General features: G+C 60.3%; 8 protein-coding genes and 1 tRNA gene. 3 read left to right on the top strand and 6 right to left on the bottom strand.

The genetic code is table 11. The features are described 5' to 3' along the window. Positions 1-104 precede the first annotated feature (104 nt). From lon to FNZ07_RS22565, 3 genes are all read left to right on the top strand, one after another. On the top strand, positions 105-2531 hold the full coding sequence (gene lon / locus FNZ07_RS22555) for an endopeptidase La (protein WP_091016579.1): 2427 nt from the start codon (positions 105-107) through the stop codon (positions 2529-2531). A 360-nt stretch (positions 2532-2891) separates the two neighbouring features. Next, positions 2892-3164, top strand: a complete 273-nt coding sequence (locus tag FNZ07_RS22560; protein WP_091016581.1) for an HU family DNA-binding protein — start codon at positions 2892-2894, stop codon at positions 3162-3164. 84 nt (positions 3165-3248) lie between these two features. Continuing rightward, positions 3249-3324 (top strand) — tRNA-Val (locus FNZ07_RS22565). A gap of 221 nt (positions 3325-3545) precedes the next feature. Here FNZ07_RS22565 and FNZ07_RS22570 read toward each other — a convergent pair. From FNZ07_RS22570 to FNZ07_RS22595, 6 genes are all read right to left on the bottom strand, one after another. After that, complete coding sequence (locus tag FNZ07_RS22570; RefSeq protein ID WP_091016583.1) at positions 3546-3776, bottom strand: hypothetical protein; 231 nt, start codon at positions 3774-3776, stop codon at positions 3546-3548. Between the two features lie 246 nt (positions 3777-4022). After that, entirely contained in the window at positions 4023-5726 is a 1704-nt protein-coding gene (locus FNZ07_RS22575) for a cyclic peptide export ABC transporter (protein WP_091016586.1), read from the bottom strand. Between the two features lie 6 nt (positions 5727-5732). Further along, positions 5733-6263 carry a YbaK/EbsC family protein gene (locus tag FNZ07_RS22580; protein ID WP_091016588.1) on the bottom strand — a complete coding sequence of 177 codons (531 nt, stop codon included), beginning with the start codon at positions 6261-6263 and terminating at the stop codon, positions 5733-5735. Between the two features lie 76 nt (positions 6264-6339). After that, positions 6340-6819, bottom strand: a complete 480-nt coding sequence (locus FNZ07_RS22585; RefSeq protein ID WP_091016590.1) for a hypothetical protein — start codon at positions 6817-6819, stop codon at positions 6340-6342. Positions 6820-6899: 80 nt separating this feature from the next. After that, positions 6900-7565 carry a glycosyltransferase family 25 protein gene (locus FNZ07_RS22590; protein WP_091016594.1) on the bottom strand — a complete coding sequence of 222 codons (666 nt, stop codon included), beginning with the start codon at positions 7563-7565 and terminating at the stop codon, positions 6900-6902. Further along, positions 7562-17146, bottom strand: a complete 9585-nt coding sequence (locus FNZ07_RS22595; RefSeq protein ID WP_091016596.1) for a non-ribosomal peptide synthetase — start codon at positions 17144-17146, stop codon at positions 7562-7564. The genes FNZ07_RS22590 and FNZ07_RS22595 overlap by 4 nt, the downstream gene beginning before the upstream one ends. Positions 17147-17195 lie beyond the last annotated feature (49 nt).

A 17195-nucleotide genomic window follows, 5' to 3' on the forward strand; every position in this document is an offset into this window, starting at 1 on the left:
AGTACTTTTTGTGGTCACTGAACTTTTCCCACCCGCGGAGGCTTGCAATCTTTTCTGCTGGCCTCAACTATCGAACGAACTGATTCCATTAATGGGGAAATGAAATGTCAGGAACCCAACTCCTCCCGCCGGAACGCATTACGCTCCCGCTGCTCCCGCTGCGCGACGTGGTGGTTTTCCCGCATATGGTCATTCCGCTCTTCGTAGGCCGGCCCAAGTCGATCAAAGCACTTGAAGTGGCAATGGAGGGCGGCAAGCACATCATGCTGGTTGCCCAGAAAACGGCGGCAAAAGACGAGCCGACCGAAAAAGACATGTACGAAGTAGGGTGTATTGCGAACATCCTGCAAATGCTGAAGCTGCCTGACGGCACCGTGAAGGTGCTGGTAGAAGGCCTGCAGCGCGCGAAGACGCTTTCCATCGAAGAACAGGAAACGCAGTTTTCGTGCGAAGTCATGCCGCTCGAACCCGACCATGCCGACAGCGCTGAAACTGAAGCGCTGCGCCGCGCCATCGTGTCGCAGTTCGATCAGTACGTGAAGCTGAACAAGAAGATCCCGCCGGAAATCCTGACCTCGCTGTCGGGCATCGACGAAGCCGGGCGTCTGGCCGACACGATCGCGGCGCATCTGCCGCTCAAGCTCGACCAGAAGCAGCACATCCTCGAAATGTTCCCGGTCATCGAACGGCTCGAGCATCTGCTCGCGCAGCTCGAAGCCGAGATCGACATCCTGCAGGTGGAAAAGCGCATCCGTGGGCGTGTGAAGCGCCAGATGGAAAAGAGCCAGCGCGAGTACTACCTGAACGAGCAGGTCAAGGCGATCCAGAAGGAACTCGGCGAAGGCGAAGAAGGTGCGGATCTCGAGGAACTCGAGAAGCGCATCACCGCTGCGCGCATGCCGAAGGAAGCCAAGAAGAAGGCGGATGCCGAGCTGAAGAAGCTCAAGCTGATGTCGCCGATGTCGGCCGAAGCGACCGTGGTGCGCAACTACATCGATACGCTGATCGGCTTGCCGTGGCGCAAGAAGAGCAAGGTCAACAACGACCTCGCGAATGCGGAACGTGTACTCGACGAAGACCACTTCGGTCTCGAGAAGGTGAAAGAACGCATTCTCGAATATCTCGCGGTCCAGCAACGCGTTGAAAAGGTCAAGGCGCCGATCCTGTGCCTGGTTGGGCCTCCGGGTGTCGGCAAGACGTCGCTGGGCCAGTCGATTGCGCGCGCAACGAACCGCAAGTTCGTGCGCATGGCACTCGGCGGCGTGCGCGACGAGGCCGAGATTCGCGGCCACCGTCGGACCTACATCGGTTCGATGCCGGGCAAGATCCTGCAGAGCCTGACCAAGGTCGCAGTGCGCAATCCGCTCTTCCTGCTCGACGAAGTCGACAAGATGGGGCAGGACTTCCGCGGCGATCCGTCGTCGGCCTTGCTTGAGGTGCTCGATCCCGAACAGAACCATACGTTCGCCGACCACTATGTGGAAGTCGACTTCGATCTGTCGGACGTGATGTTCGTCGCGACGTCGAATTCGCTGAACATCCCGCCGCCGCTGCTCGACCGGATGGAAGTGATCCGTCTGTCGGGTTATACGGAAGACGAGAAGGTCAGCATCGCGCAGCGTTACCTGTTGCCGAAGCAGAAGAAGAACAACGGGCTGAGTACCGACGAGATCGACGTCGCAGAGACGGCGATTCGCGACATCATCCGTTACTACACGCGTGAAGCCGGTGTGCGTTCGCTCGAGCGTGAAATCTCGAAGATCTGCCGCAAGGTCGTGAAGATGCTTCTGCTGAAGAAGGCGGAAGGCGCGGTGAAGGTCGACGGCAGCAACCTCGACACGTTCCTCGGTGTGCGCAAGTTCGACTTCGGTCTGGCCGCGAAGGAAAACCAGATCGGTCAGGTTACCGGTCTCGCGTGGACGGAAGTCGGTGGCGATCTGCTGACGATCGAAGCGGCAGAGATGCCTGGTAAGGGCAACGTGATCCGCACGGGTTCGCTCGGCGACGTCATGAAGGAATCCGTCGAAGCGGCGCGCTCGGTCGTGCGTTCGCGTTCGCGCCGTCTCGGCATCAAGGACGAAGCGTTCGAGAAGCGGGACATCCACATCCACGTGCCGGAAGGTGCGACGCCGAAGGACGGTCCGTCCGCCGGTGTGGCCATGACGACGGCGCTGGTGTCGGTGTTGACCGGCATCCCGGTGCGCGCAGATGTGGCGATGACCGGTGAAATCACGCTGCGTGGCGAAGTACTGCCGATCGGTGGGTTGAAGGAAAAGCTGCTTGCGGCGCACCGTGGCGGTATCAAGCTGGTGCTGATTCCGGAAGAGAACGTCAAGGATCTGACGGAGATTCCGGATAACGTGAAGAACGCCATCGAAATCATGCCGGTCCGCTGGATCGACAAGGTGCTCGAACTGGCGCTCGAACGCACGCCGCAGCCGTTGCCCGAAGAAGAAGCGAAACCGGCAGCCGCTGCTCCGGTCGCCGAGCCGGCGAAGGATGCTGGCGCAAGCGAGTTCGTGAAGCACTGACGCTCAGGCAGTTTTTCGCCAGCAAAACCCGCGGCCTTGTCCGCGGGTTTTTTATTGCCCGAACGATTATTGAAGCGTAGAGGGGCGGCTGTTTCGCCGTTTAATCGGTCGTATTCATTCGATCCCATTTTCTGAGCAGTTTCCCCCGTTTATCAGGTCGTTGCACGCGCATCGACTCCGCGCAATACCCTGTCATGAAGCGGCGCGGCGTCAGTCGGGGTTATCAGGCTCAACCCCGCTTGACACAAGGGTTTCGGCCCATTCTAATGAGTTGGCCCGGCGTTCTGTCGGACCAAATGGATACCTGTTCGGCGCATTCCTGCGCTGTCATGATTGCCCAAAACATTCTCGGGGGTTGGAATGAACAAAACGGAATTGATCGACCATATTGCGCAGCAAGCCGACATCTCCAAAGCAGCGGCGGGACGCGCGCTCGATGCGGTGATCGGCGGTGTCAAAGGGACATTGAAAACGGGCGGTTCGGTCACGCTGGTCGGCTTCGGTACGTTCGCCGTGGGCAAACGTACCGCGCGTACCGGGCGCAATCCGCGCACGGGCGCCGCGATCAAGATCAAGGCCGCCAAGGTACCCAAATTTAAGCCTGGCAAGGCACTGAAAGATGCGCTAAACTAGCGGGCTGTTGTTACCTGATTGACGGTTGTGAGCGCTGAGGGTTTTAGCGCTAATCAGACGGGTGGCAAGTGGAAGTCGCGGAACGGGTGCTTAGCTCAGTTGGTAGAGCGGCGCCCTTACAAGGCGTAGGTCGGGAGTTCGAGCCTCTCAGCACCCACCAACCGTTTCGCGATTCGCTTCCACGTAGGTCCGCAGTGACTTGCTGTAGTACACCGAAACCCGCGTGGCTATCCGCTCCGCGGGTTTTTTGTTGCCCGCGTTTCGGCGCGCCAGACAGCGAAAACCGTGCGCGGCTCATGCAATTGCGTGTTTCATCATCGTGGCCAACAAAGGGCTGCTTTCCGTCGTGCAACGGCTTCAACAGAAAGCAGCATCACCACTTCACGCGCCAAAATAAATCGACTTCATACCGTCGTTAGCGTCGGGACGGATCGATGCACGAATCTTGTGATCGACGCGAACCAGTGCCTGGTCCACGGTATGCAGCGCGTGATGAGTGCCCGCTACAAAGCCGTTTTGTGCGACGCCGTTATCCGCTCCATTCGATGCAGCAAACGAAACAGCCGGCACAGCGAGAGCAGCGGCGATGATCAGTGATTGAACGAGTTTCATGATATTTACCTCCAGACTTCGTTTCTTCGCAAACACCCGTTTGCGATTCAGTGAAGCCAGTCTAGTCCGAAGGTCGTTTGCCATTAAGCGCCGGCAGAACAAAAGAATGTTGTCGAATTTCATACAGCTCTGACGCGGCCGATGAACGCGCAACAGGTGCCCGCGTGATGGCCGGCATTCGCAACATCGAAACGATTCGCTACTGTCCCGCAGAAGCCGGACAGTAGCGTGACGGCGACCCAACAATCATCCGGCAACTTTGGCGCGCACGGCATACATCGCGGTATCGGAAGAGATGCGACCGCTATCGAGATGTATGACCCGATCCGCCAGTTTGAAATACTGATCGTCGTGAGTAATGATGATCACGCATTTTCCACGCGACTTCAGATCGGGAACCAGCACCTCATAGAAAAACCGCTTGAAGACCGGGTCTTGATCGGCAGCCCATTCATCGAGAATGTAGATCGGGCGATCTTCGATATAGGCACACAGCAACGCGAGCCTTTTACGTTGTCCCGTCGACAAAGCCTTGGTGGTCGAATAAGTTTTCCCGCGAATCTCAACCTTATCCGCCAGCCTCAGCGTCTCGAGATATTTCTGCGCAAGCTCGATGCTTGAGCTCCTCTGAGCCGGTCCGATGATGCGATTGAACAGATGAAAATCCGTAAACACCGCGGAAAACAGATTGCGATAACGCTCCCGGCCATCGTTGTCGACGACCTTTCCATCGAGAAGAATATGGCCCTCGGTAGGCGCATAGAGGCCGCTCAGTATCTTGCCCAACGTACTCTTGCCGCTGCCGTTCCCACCGATGATATAGACCAGCTCCCCAGCATGAATCGTCATGTTGATAGGGCCCAGCGCGAAGTCGGCTGACGAGTCATAGTCGTGGTAATTCATCTTCACGTCTTTCAACTCGATGAACTGCCACGGCTTCGCCGCAGGAAACTCCTTGACACCGGAGGGCTGCGGCTTTTTAGGCGAATCTTGCGCCTCATCAATCGAGAACCCAAAGTCCGACAACCGCGCGAGCGCCGTTCTGCCTTCGGCCATGGCCGGCAAAATACTGATCAACGCCGTCAACGGTCCCATCGTGTAAAGAACTGCCAGAATGCTTGCCGTGAGTACCGTGGGGTCGACGACGCCCAGCGCCGGTACGCCGAAAAGCAGAAACCCGAGCAGTACCGCTACAGTGAACTGACCGAAGCTGTCGCCGCCCATGAACCAGAAACGCTCGGTGTAGTTGTATCCCGCCACACGCTTCGACGATAGTTCGATCGCTGCCTTGGTGAACCAGCGTTGCCTGTCCCGATTGAGTTTGAGTTCCTTGATCCCGAACACGAGGCCATGTGTGTATTCGTTGAATTGAACGAATTCATCACGCACTCTTTCGGTGAAGTTGATTGCTTTCCGATAGAACGATAGATAAAGCACCACGCCGACGGCTATCAACGTGACGGTCGAGATAAAGACGATCCAGGAGAGATACGCCAGATAGAGGATGCTACACACCAGCACGACGGCCTGAACGATGATCGTGGGAATGGTCAGCAAGGTCTGACTGAGCTGTGGAATATCCTGCGTCAACATAGTCAGAACATTGGGCGCGCCACGTCTATCGATTTCCTCCAGCGGCGTCGCCAGAATCCTCTTGCATAGATCGACGCGCAGCCTCGTCATGATTTTCATGCAGGCATACGATGGCATCGCAGCAGCAGCGGTCCTGCACAAAATTGCAATCGCATTCAGTGCGATGAAGATCAGCAGCAACGTTTGCCGGTTGTTCTGATCGTGCAGCACTCTGGTGATCAGTCCCACACCGACAATCGATGCAACGCCGCTAATCAAACCTGTGACGACGGTACCTACGGTAAGCCAGGGGTGGCTGCGCCACATCAGGGCGATGACCGAATGCCACGGCGGCGATTTATTTTGAGCGGAGTCCATGGGTCACTATTCGGAGATACTGCCGATTTGATGTCGAATGACATTCAGGTAGGTGTCGGTGTTGACGCCGATCGACACATCGAGCCGCCCCGCACTGAATACGATTTCCTCGGTGGACAGCAGTCCACGGTCGACCACGACCTGAAGACGGTCATCGAACGATATGGGCGGGACAGCCCCCATCACGCACCGGGTCAACTGGGACGCTATATGGCTCGGTGCCAGCTTGGCTTTGACGCCTTCAAGAAAACCGGCCACGTTTTTTAAAGCGACCCTTCTGTTTCCGGACACAACGGCGAGTACGTAGGACAGCTGGCCATTGTCATGTTTGACCTCCACCACCATGCATTTGGCAGCCTGTTCAACGCTATGTCCGCGTAGCAAGCTGGCCGCAACGGTTTGCCCTTCCGGTGGATGCACCATGACCCGGTGGTTAACTTTTTCGGCAACCAGAAAGTCGATGATCCTTCGGAAGGAAAACACCGCGTCTTCTCTAGCCACACCCGCAACGGCTTCTGTTTCGTTGACTAAAACCATTGTTCATCTCCGCATTGATACATTCGAAAATTGTCGGCATATTGGTGAGTAGTTTTTATGGTGGAACGAAGGGTACTCAGCTGATCAGGTGGCTAAGCTCGATGTTCTCGGCGGCCGATCGCAACCTGAGGGACGTTTCCTGCTTTCCGAGGCACATGATGCTTCTAACGATTTCCAGCGGCGAATCGGAGAACAGGATGCAGCACTTGAGCAAGCGCTGCGCACGATCCCAACCGAGGTTCAACGAGCCGACCGCACTACGCAGCGATGCCTCGACCGACGCAACGGTCCAGCTGTCGTTCTGTACGAGCCGCGATTCGACCAGCCGAAGAAACTGCAACAGCACACGAGGGTTGTTCTCGATGCTGAGCATCAGGATGTAATCGATGCGCAATCTCTGTGTGATCAACGGAAAAATCAGATCGATCACGCCGGCAGCCGATTCGCATTTTCCGTGGGCCAGCGAAATGGCCTCGCCGAGCCTGCGATCCCGATGCAGCGAATCGAGCACGGACTGGACAAACTCTTCCTTGACGTCGACGGTGGTCATTTCCATGATGTTCAGTGGCCCGTTGAGGTATTCAAATGGTCAACCGGCGTTGCCGGCCGGTTGACTTCGGCGGGTGTCCCCTGGCGCTACCAGCCGTTACCACCATTAGGAATCGGAAACGGATAAGCAAGTGGCTTCTCCGGCATGTCCTCTTCCATGATGTCGGAGTAACCGGACTCCTGACCGACCAGATTCGGTTCAAAGCAATAGCAATTGAATTTCTGCTGCAGGAGCAGGTTGTTGCGGTCGACGATGGCCGGCGGGTTTTCGTTCAGCGCGATGAATGCGTCGTAAAGCGTGTCTCTGACGACATAGGCGTGCGCCGTGAGCGTCTCCACGGTTTTGACGATGTTGGGTGCGACCGGGATCGGCTGGGCGAAGTGATACGCACCGAGGAACAGCATGTGCCAGTCGTCCGGCACCTGCTCGATGAATTCCGGAAAGCGCGTGGCGAAGTCGGCGTCGAAGAACGCGTCGTCTTCGAAGATCATGACTTCGCTCGCGCCGGCGGCCTTGGCCTCTTTCACTGCATTGAGGTGACTCATGGTGCAGCCGAAATCCTGCGGACGCATATGGCTCAGCGCTTCCGGCACGGGAACGAGCTTTGCATCGACGGCGGACAGACGTTCCACCGTGAGGATGTTCTGCTCCGCAAACTTCTGTTGCATGGCTTCCCAGCGGTCGGGCCGCCGGTCCAGATTGATGCAGACCTTGCGAGCGAAGGAGTTATCGATTGTCGGCGTGGCTTTCATTGGCGATTCTTCTCCAGAGACTGATTGACATGGGTTGCAAGGACGCTCGCGTGCGGATCGAGCAGCATGGTCAGGTGGTCGCCGGGTACGTCGACTACCTCGACCGGGAGTGTCGAGAAACCGGACCATCCCCAGGTCGGATCGAGATGCAGCTGTGCGACTTCGGGCGACGGATCGAAATCGCCAGGATCGCGCTCGGTACTACGGAACAACGTGATCGGTACGGGCAGCGGTTCTGCTGCGGGTGCGTAGTCCGATTTGAAATTGGCCTGGTAGACGCGCAGATAAGCGCGCAGGCGGTCCGATCCCGTATCGGCAAACCAGTTACCGCGGTCACCGATTCTCTCGAGGATCAGTCCAGCCTGGCTGTCGGGATCGAGGTCCACAAGATCTGCGCGCGTCACCTGGAGGTCGGTTCCGAGGAAGGTGCTGATCTCGTGCGCGATCGCGACGAGCCACTCGGTGTCGTCCCAGTTGTGCCAGTAGGTTTCGCCCGTGGTGACGACCGGCGCGGACGCATCGAAGATCGCCAGCAGTTTCACGGTAGCGCCCTTGGCGACGAGTTGCCGGCTCATTTCCAGCGCCACCTGCGCGCCGAACGAGTGGCCCGCCAGGTAGTAGGGGCCCGCGCCGACCAGCGGCCAGATGCGTTCGATATGACGCGCCGCGATGTCTTCGACCTTGGTGAGCGGCAGGCACGAACCATCGAGGCCGAGCGCTTCCAGCCCGTACACAGCATGTGTGTCGACGAGGCTGTTCGCGAGCGGGCGGAAGTAGATCACGTTGCCGCCGGCGCCCGGCAGCAGGAAGAGCGGCGCAGCGGGACCGCCGTCCCTGATCGGCACGAGCCCACCGGAAGTCGCGGACGAATCTTTCTTGCCGAGTGCTGCTGCCAGTTTCTCGATCGTGGGATTCTCGAAGAGATAGGAAATCGGCAGCCGGCGATCGAATGCTTTCTCGACGTTGGCCATCAGCCGGATCGCAGTGATGGAGTGTCCGCCGAGGTCGAAGTAGTTGTCGGTGAGCTTGATGTCCTTTCTTTCGAAGACCATCTGCCAGATCTTGAGCAACGTGCTTTCGTCCGGCGTAGGGGCGACGCCGCGTGCGGTTGTGGATGCAACAGCAGTGTCCGGTTGTGCGCCAGGTTCGCCGGTTGCAGTGCTTGAATCCGGCTTGCTGCTGGAGCGAGAGTCGGACCTGGAGTCGGAGTCGTTACGACCACCATCATCTGACACCAGAGCATCGGCGAGACTACCGGTAAGCTGCACCGGATCTTCAGCGAACCGTTCCAGCAACCCACGGATGTAATCGAGCATCTGCCGCACCACGTCCGGCGCAAAACGGTTCGCATCGTGGGAAATGCGGAACGCGAGGCGCGTATCCGGATGCACGGTCAACGTCAGCGGGTAATTCGATTCCGCGAAAGCGCGCGTGTCGTGGATTTCGATTTCATCCGGTCCGAGATCGGGCGCGGCGGCAACCGGGAAGTTTTCGAACACCAGCAGGCTGTCGAACAGACTGTCGCGAGCAGGCAGTTCGCTCCACTTCTGGATATCGACGAGCGAGCTATACGAATGCGGCTCCATCTCCGTCTGCGCTGTGTGGACCGTCGCAAGCCATTCGGTGAACGGGCGCTGCGGCGCGATACGCACGCGGAACGGCAGCGTATTGATAAACAGCCCCACGATCGATTCGACACCGTCGAGCGTCGCCGGCCGGCCGGACACGGTGACGCCGAACACGACATCGTCGGTTTTCGAATAGCGGCGCAGCACCAGAGCCCAGACCGCGCGCATCAAAACGTTGAGCGTGAGGCGATTGGATCGCATCAGCGCCTGCAACCGCGTGGTCAGTGCCTCGTCCAGCAGGAAGTGTTGTTCGCGCCGCTTGTCTTGCCGCGGAGCGTCGCCGGCGGCTTGCTTGCCCGCATTGGCGTCCACAAGGATCGGCGTCGCGGCACGGAAGCCCGCCAGCTCGTTACGCCACCACGATTCATCCGCCGAACGCGGGTGACGCGAGAGCCAGTCGATATACCGGCGGTAGCCCGGAGCCGACGCCGCCACGGCGGGTACGCCGGTGCGGGCAAGCGAAACATAGTCCTCGAAGACCTCCTTCATCAGCGTGGCGGTGCTCCAGCCGTCGAGAATGATGTGATGCCCGCTCCAGCAGAAGCGATGGCGCTGCTCGGTTTCCTGAATCAGCGTGCAGCGAAATAGCGGTGCCTGCTGCAAGTCGAAGCCGCGTCGCCGGTCCTCGGCGAGGAACGCATCGAAGTCATCGTCGCGACGGGACGCATTGCGCGATCGCCAGTCGTGCGACTCCCACGTCAGCTCGACGTTGCGCAAGACGGTCTGCACCGGCTGATCGCGATCGGCCCAGACAAATGCGGTACGCAGGATCGCATGGCGCTCGAGCGCATTCGTCCACGCTTGCTTGAGCGCTGCAACCTGGAGCGCACCGCTGACGGAGAAACTGAACTGCTGGAAGTAAGCGGCAGGATCGAGGTCGTACAGCGTATGGAACAGTAGACCCTGTTGCAGCGAAGAGAGCGCATAGCTGTCTTCGACGTTGTCCCAGCCCGCCGCAACCGTGTCGGGAACGGACGCCACGAAGTCGAGCAAACGGTCCTTGAAGTGTGCGGCCAGGTTCTGCACGGTCTGGCGTCGATGGATACGCTCACCGTAGATCCAGTCCACCTGGAGCTTGCCGTTGGACACCGAAGCAACGATCTCGAACAGATGCGTGCGCAGCGATTTGTCGGAGCGTAGTGAACCGAGGTCTTCGGTCGCCGGGTTCCAGCCATCCGATCGCTGCAACACCGTATCGAGCTGCCCGTGATAGTTGAAGAGGATGTCGGCGCCCGGCAGTTGGGCGAAGCTGTCGCGTACGGCGTCGTCGGGACTCAGGTAGCGCAGCAGCGAATAACCGAGACCTTCGTTCGGAATGCGGCGTAGCTGTTGCCGTGCGGCGCGCAGCGCTTCCTCCGGTGTTTGCACGGCGGCGATTTCGAGCACGACGGGGTAAATCGAGGTGAACCAGCCTACGGTCCTCGTGAGGTCGATCGGCGCGTCCGACACGTGGCGGCCATGACTCTCGAGATCGATCTGCGTGCGCGAGTTACCCGTGACCATGCTGCAGGCTTGCGCGAGCGCGGCGAGCAGGACGTCATTGATGCGGGTGTCGTAGGCCTGCGGCAAGCGGCGCAGCAACGCGGTGGTTTCGGCTTCGTCCAGCTCGAACGAAACGGTCGCCGTGTTGCCGACATAGTTGGCCGCACGCGCAGCCGGATAATCGACCGGCATCGGTTCGATCTTCTGCGAGAGGATCTCCTGCCAGAGTCCGGCTTCGTTACCGATAGCCGGCGATTGCGCCAGTTGCTGCAGATGCAGCGCCCATTCGCGGAACGACGTCGTCTTCTCCGACAGCGGCTGGCCGTGGTACGCAGCATGCAGATCTTCGAGCAGCACGCGCCACGAGACACCGTCCACCGCAAGGTGATGAATCGATACGAACAGACGGGCGAGCGGCTCGTCGGTGAAGCTGAAAAGACGGGCGGCCAGCAACGGGCCACGTTCGATATCGATGCCACGTTCGGCGTCGGCCGCGGCGGCACGCATCGCTGCGATACGGTCATCGGCGGCGTCGGCGGTTATCGCTTGCTTCGCGAAGAGAGCCGGCTTGTCGCCGCCGCCGACAACCGTCTGGGTCCAGTAGCCCGTGCTGCGCGAGAACCGCAGGCGCAACGCGTCATGGTGTTCGTAGACCTGCTGGATCGCATCGGCGAGCCGCGATTCGTCGATATCGGCCGGCACCTGAATCAGGACCGTTTGATTGAAGTGCGACGGCGTATCGACATCCTGATCGAAGAACCAGTGCTGGACCGGCGTAAGCGGCGCGTCTCCGAGCGGATCGACCGTCGATGCATATGCGCTGCGTTCATCACGCGCGCCCGCTAGTTCGGCGATCGTCTGATACTGGAACAGCTGCTTCGCCGTAATGCGCAGCCCAGCCTGGTTGGCGCGCGAGACAACCTGAATGCTCAGGATCGAATCACCACCGAGTTCGAAAAAGTTGTCGTGGATACCGATCGACGACAGTTGCAGCACGTCTTTCCAGATCGACGACAGCAGCACTTCCCGCGGCGTGACGGCAGGCGCGTCGGTGTGAGTATCGTCGACGATTTCGGCGGGAACCGGCAGCGCCTTGCGGTTGATCTTGCCGTTGGGAAGCAGCGGCAGCGATTCAAGTGCGACGAACGTCGAAGGCACCATGTAGCTGGGCAGGTGTTCGCGCAGATAGCCGCGCAACCCGGACGTGTCCGACAATGAAGTCGCGACATAGGCGATCAGCGACGTCCGCGGACCGTCGATCTTTGCGATCACGACACAGTCGCCGACCGCCGGATGCTTGCGCAGCGTTCCCTCGATTTCACCGAGTTCGATGCGAAAACCGCGCAGCTTGATCTGATGATCGATGCGGCCAAGGAACTCGATGTTGCCATCGGGTCGGAAACGCGAGAGATCGCCGGTGCGATAGAGCCGATCCTGCGGATTGCTGGAGAACGGATCGGCGATAAACTTCGCGGCGCTCAGTTCGGGGTCGCCGTAATAGCCGCGCCCAACCGGCACACCGCCGATCATCAGTTCGCCCGCAATGCCGACCGGTACCGGTTGCATCTGCGCATCGACGATATAGAGGCGCGCATTGGCAATCGGCTTCCCGATCGGGACGATGCCTTGCGGGTCGTCGCGACGGCACTCCCAGACGCTGACTTCGACGGCGGCCTCGGTGGGGCCATAGAGGTTGAACAGCCTCGCATCCAGGCGCTCGAAGAAACGCTGCTGCAGATCGAACGGTAACGCCTCGCCGCTGCAAACCACGCGGCGCAGCGACGTGCAACGCTCGACGTCCGGATGATCGAGGAACGCGCGCAGCATCGAAGGCACGAAGTGCGCGGTGGTGATCTGCTCGCGCTCGATCAGGTCGATCAGATAGTCGGCCTCGCGCTGGCCACCCGGTCGCGCGAATACCAGACGGGCACCGGCGGCGAGCGGCCAGAAGAATTCCCACACCGACACGTCGAAGCTGAACGGCGTTTTCTGCAGGACGCTGTCGCCGGCGCCGATGGCGTGCGCGTGTTGAATCCAGAGAATACGGTTCGTGACTGCGCGGTGGGCGTTGAGCGCGCCTTTGGGCCTGCCGGTCGAGCCGGAGGTGTAGATCATGTAGGCGAGGTTGTCGCTGGTGAGCGCTGGCGCGGGATTGGTCGCTTTAGCCGCCGCAATCTCGGCCGCATCGCGATCAACCACAATCAACTGCGCCTCGATCTCAGGCAACACCGGCAGCAGATGCTGCTGCGTGAGAAGCCAGCGCAGTTGCGCGTTATCGATCATGAATCGCACGCGATCGGCGGGGTAGTCGGGATCGACGGGGACGTAAGCGCCGCCTGCCTTGAGCACCGCGAGCAGGGCGACGATCATGTCGAGCGAACGTTCCATCGACACACCGACGAGCGCATCGGGCACGACGCCGAGTTCGATAAGGCGATGCGCCAGGCGATTGGCACGAACGTTGAGTTCGGCATAGGTCAGCGACGCACCCTCGTAGACAGCAGCGATGGCTTCGGGTGTGCGCTCGACCTGCTGCTCGAACAAACGATGCAACGGTTGTTCGGCGTCCGCGCCGAAATCCGTCCCGGTGCTGTTCCACTCGACCGTTAGCACGTCGCGTTCCGCATCGCTCAACAACGAGAGCCCGTTAAGCGGCTGATTCGAACCCTCGACCACCGCATCGAGAAGATTGCGGAAGTGTTGTGCCATCCGCTCGATCGTGGCGGCGTCGAACAGATCCGTGTTGTATTCCAGCGCGCCCGCGAGTCCGCTGTCGGAATCCTGCATATAGAGCGTGAGGTCGAACTTCGCGGTGAAGGTCTCCACCGACACCGGCGTGACGCTCAGGCCAGGAAAGGTCGGCCCATTGGCCGGCACTTTCTCGTAGGCGAACATCACCTGGAAAATCGGCGTGCGGCCCAGATTGCGCTCGAGCTTGAGCGACTCCACCACCTGCTCGAACGGAATCTCCTGGCGGCTGTAACCGTCCAGCGCAACACGCTTAACGCGCGCCAGCAACTCATCGAAAGTCGGATTGCCGGACAGGTCCACGCGCAACGCGAGGGTGTTGGCAAAGAAGCCAATCAGCGGCTCGGTCATGCTCGAGCGCCGGTTGGCGATCGGCGAGCCGACGACGATATCCTGCTGATTGCTGTAGCGCGAGAGCAGCAGCGAGTACGCGGCGAGCACGACCATATACGTGCTGGTGCCGGAAGCATGGGCGATAGAGCGCAGGCGATCGGCGAGGGCGCCTTCCAGCTGGAACGGCAGCACCGAGCCGCGGAAGCTCTGGATCGCGGGCCGCGGACGGTCGGTGGGCAGCTCGATCAGATCGGGCGCATCGGCCAGCGATGCGCTCAGAAGCGCGAGCTCCTGATGCGTGTCGGCGGAGGCGAGTCGTTCGTGCTGCCAGACGGCGTAGTCCGCGTACTGCACGGCCAGATCGGGCAGGGACTGGCCGTCGTAGAGCGCGGCCAGCTCGCCGATGAGAATGCCCGACGACCACGCATCCGAAATGATGTGATGCATCACGACACCGAAGATATGCAGGTCTTCACGGACGCGATACAGCACGGCGCGATACAGCGGTCCGGTGGCGAGATCGAAGGGGCGGTCGGTTTCCTCGGCGAGTAGCGTGAGCGAGTCGGACTCGCTGGCGATATCGACCACGGCGAGCGTGACCGGCGCCGGCGCCGCGATGCGTTGCACGCCGCGACCGTCGATAGCAGGGAACGTCGTGCGCAGAATCTCATGACGTCGGCTGATTTCGGACACGGCCGCCTGCAGACGCTGCACGTCCAGCGCGCCTTCGAAACGCAGCGCGCTCGAAATGTTATAGGCGGCCGACGGACCTTCCAGTTGCGCGAGGAACCACAGGCGCTGCTGCGGAAACGACAGCGGCAGGTCGTCGGTGCGCGATGACGGCTGGATGTTGCCGGCCATCGAACCGGACAGCGGCGACGATGCTTCGATCAGATCGGAAACCGCGCTCACAGTCTGCAGTTCGAAGATCGCATCGATGCCGATCTCGACGGAGAAACTGCTCCAGATTCGCGAGACGAGCTGCATGGCCTGCAGCGAATCGCCGCCGTAGTCGAAGAAGCGGCCGGTCAGATCGATGGCCGGATTGTCGAGCACCTCGCGCCAGATGCGCACCAGTTCTAGCTGGATCGGTGTGGCATCGAGATCGAGGGTGTCGGCTGCATCGGCTGCCGCAGTGGGTTCGATCGCGAGCAGCGCCCGGCGATCGAGTTTGCCGTTGGCATTGAGCGGAAATTCGGCGATCAGGAAAAAATCCGACGGGACCATGTAGTCGGGCAGCTTGCCGGCGAGGAAGGTCCGCAGGTCCGCCACGCTCAGGTCCGGCGTGCCCTTGACATAGGCGGCCAGCTTGCGCACCCCATGCGCCGTTTCGCGCAGCATGACCGCTGCGCCGACGACATCGGTATGCGTGGCGATTGCGGCTTCGATCTCGCCCGGTTCGACGCGGTGTCCGCGTATCTTGACCTGATCGTCGATGCGTCCGTAGCACTGGATCTGCCCGTCGGGCAGCCACCGGCCGATATCGCCGGTGCGATAGATGCGCTGCTCTCCGGCGAAAGGGTTCTCGACAAATTTCGCGGCCGTGACGTCGGGGCGGTTGTGATATCCACGCGCGAGGCCGTGACCCGCCACGCAGATTTCTCCCGCCACACCGATGGGAACCGGCTTCAGTGCTTCGTCGAGAATGTACACACGTGTGTTGGCAATAGGCCGCCCGATTAGCACCGAAGAAGCCTCGTCGTCGACGAGTTTCACGATGCAACCGACCGTCGCCTCGGTGGGGCCGTACTCGTTATAGATCTCGATCGCAGGGTCGATCTTGCGCAGAATCGCGATGTGCTGCGACGTCAGCTCTTCGCCACCCACGATCACCTTGCGCACGCCGGAGCGGGCAAGGTTCATGTACTCCAGCAGGTGAATGTGGGTCGGCGTGAGCTTGAGCGTATCGACGCCGCTACCGGGCTGGAACGCCCTCGAGAGTATCGTGTCGATGCTGTCCGACTGCGGATAGATGCGCAGCGTTTTTCCGCGCACGAGCGGGCAGAAGACGTTGGTCAGCGTGAAGTCGAAGCACAGCGAGCTATACAGGCCGAAGCTGCCGGACGCGCCGTCGGGGAAGTAGTACTGCGTGGCCCAGGAGATGTAGTGGGCGAGATTACGGTGTTCGAGCAGACAACCTTTCGGCCGCCCGGTCGAACCCGACGTGTAGATCACGTAAGCGAGCTGCTCCGGCAACGCGGTGTAAGACGGATTGGCCGGCAACGGCTTCCAGCGCGGAAGCTCCTGGTCGAGCAACAGGGTGATGCCGGAGAATTCGTACCACTGCGTCAGTTGACCCGATTGCGTCACGAGCAGCGACAAACCGGTATCGCTCAGGATGTGATTGATCCGTTCGGCCGGGTATGCCGGGTCGAGCGGTACGAACGCAGCGCCCGCCTTCAACACACCCAGAATCGCCACGATCATCAGTTCGGAGCGGTCGAGCATGATGCCGATCAGCGATTCCGGTCCGACGCCATAGTTGCTGCGCAACTGATGCGCGAGGCTGTTGGCCTTCGCGTTCAGGTCCGCGTAGGTCATGAGCGAACTGTCGGTGACGAGCGCCGGCGCCGACGGCGTGCGAGCGACCTGCGCTTCGAACATCGCGACGACCGTGGGGTGGCTCGGGCCGGGCGTCGCGGTTTCGTTGAAGGCAGCCAGCGTGCGTTGCTCTTCGGGCGGGGTCGAGTCGATTTCATCGACCGTCTTCTGAAGGTGTTCGAATCCGTGCAGAACCGTGTCGAGACTGCCGGCAAAACCGTCGAGCAACACAGGCTCGATCGTGCCGGAGTAACGGATTTCGATTTCGCCGTGCGCGAGCCGCAAGTGCAACTGCAAATCGTCGTCTTGCCGCGTCAGGGCGTCGTGCACCCGTTCATCCGCCAGCGAGACCTTCGTGAGCTGCGTGAGGTCCATATCCTTTTCGTTGCGCACGAGCGTTGCGAGCGGGAAATGCGGCTCGGCGTAGCTGTCCTCCACGATCCCGGCCACGCGCGACAGATAGTCCTCGATGCGTTCGTCGGGACGTACCTCGATGATCAGCGGAACGGTGGTCGCAGCGGCCGGTGCATGTTCGCCAAGCCCCGGCGTGCCAAGCACCGTGACGGGGATACGGAAGTATTTCCACAGCAGCAGCGCGACGGCGGCGGCCGTGATCGCAAACTCGGCAAGCTCGCCGTCGGCGATGCTTCTCAACACCTCAAGCGAAGCAGGCGTGAGCGACACCGTGCGCGATAGCAGGCCACCCTGTTGCGTACCTGAAGCACCCGAAGCGTTAGATGCATGCGGCGAAATACGATAAACGCCCGTAACCAGAGACAAACACTCGCGCCAGAAAGTCGCGGTTTGCTCAAAGCGACGGTCGGTGACCAGGACGTTATTGTCTTGCACAGAAAACTCCTTGAGACGTTGTGTTCACCCAAAGCAACGTGAAACCCAC

Origin of the sequence: Paraburkholderia megapolitana (assembly GCF_007556815.1) — a bacterium.
Classification (GTDB): Bacteria; Pseudomonadota; Gammaproteobacteria; order Burkholderiales; family Burkholderiaceae; genus Paraburkholderia; species Paraburkholderia megapolitana.

Bases quoted from the DNA above. Each gene is read 5' to 3' on its own strand.
- lon (WP_091016579.1), top strand. From the start codon at position 105: ATGTCAGGAACCCAACTCCTCCCGCCGGAACGCATTACGCTCCCGCTG.
- FNZ07_RS22560 (WP_091016581.1), top strand. From the start codon at position 2,892: ATGAACAAAACGGAATTGATCGACCATATTGCGCAGCAAGCCGACATC.
- FNZ07_RS22570 (WP_091016583.1), bottom strand. From the start codon at position 3,776: ATGAAACTCGTTCAATCACTGATCATCGCCGCTGCTCTCGCTGTGCCG.
- FNZ07_RS22575 (WP_091016586.1), bottom strand. From the start codon at position 5,726: ATGGACTCCGCTCAAAATAAATCGCCGCCGTGGCATTCGGTCATCGCC.
- FNZ07_RS22580 (WP_091016588.1), bottom strand. From the start codon at position 6,263: ATGGTTTTAGTCAACGAAACAGAAGCCGTTGCGGGTGTGGCTAGAGAA.
- FNZ07_RS22585 (WP_091016590.1), bottom strand. From the start codon at position 6,819: ATGGAAATGACCACCGTCGACGTCAAGGAAGAGTTTGTCCAGTCCGTG.
- FNZ07_RS22590 (WP_091016594.1), bottom strand. From the start codon at position 7,565: ATGAAAGCCACGCCGACAATCGATAACTCCTTCGCTCGCAAGGTCTGC.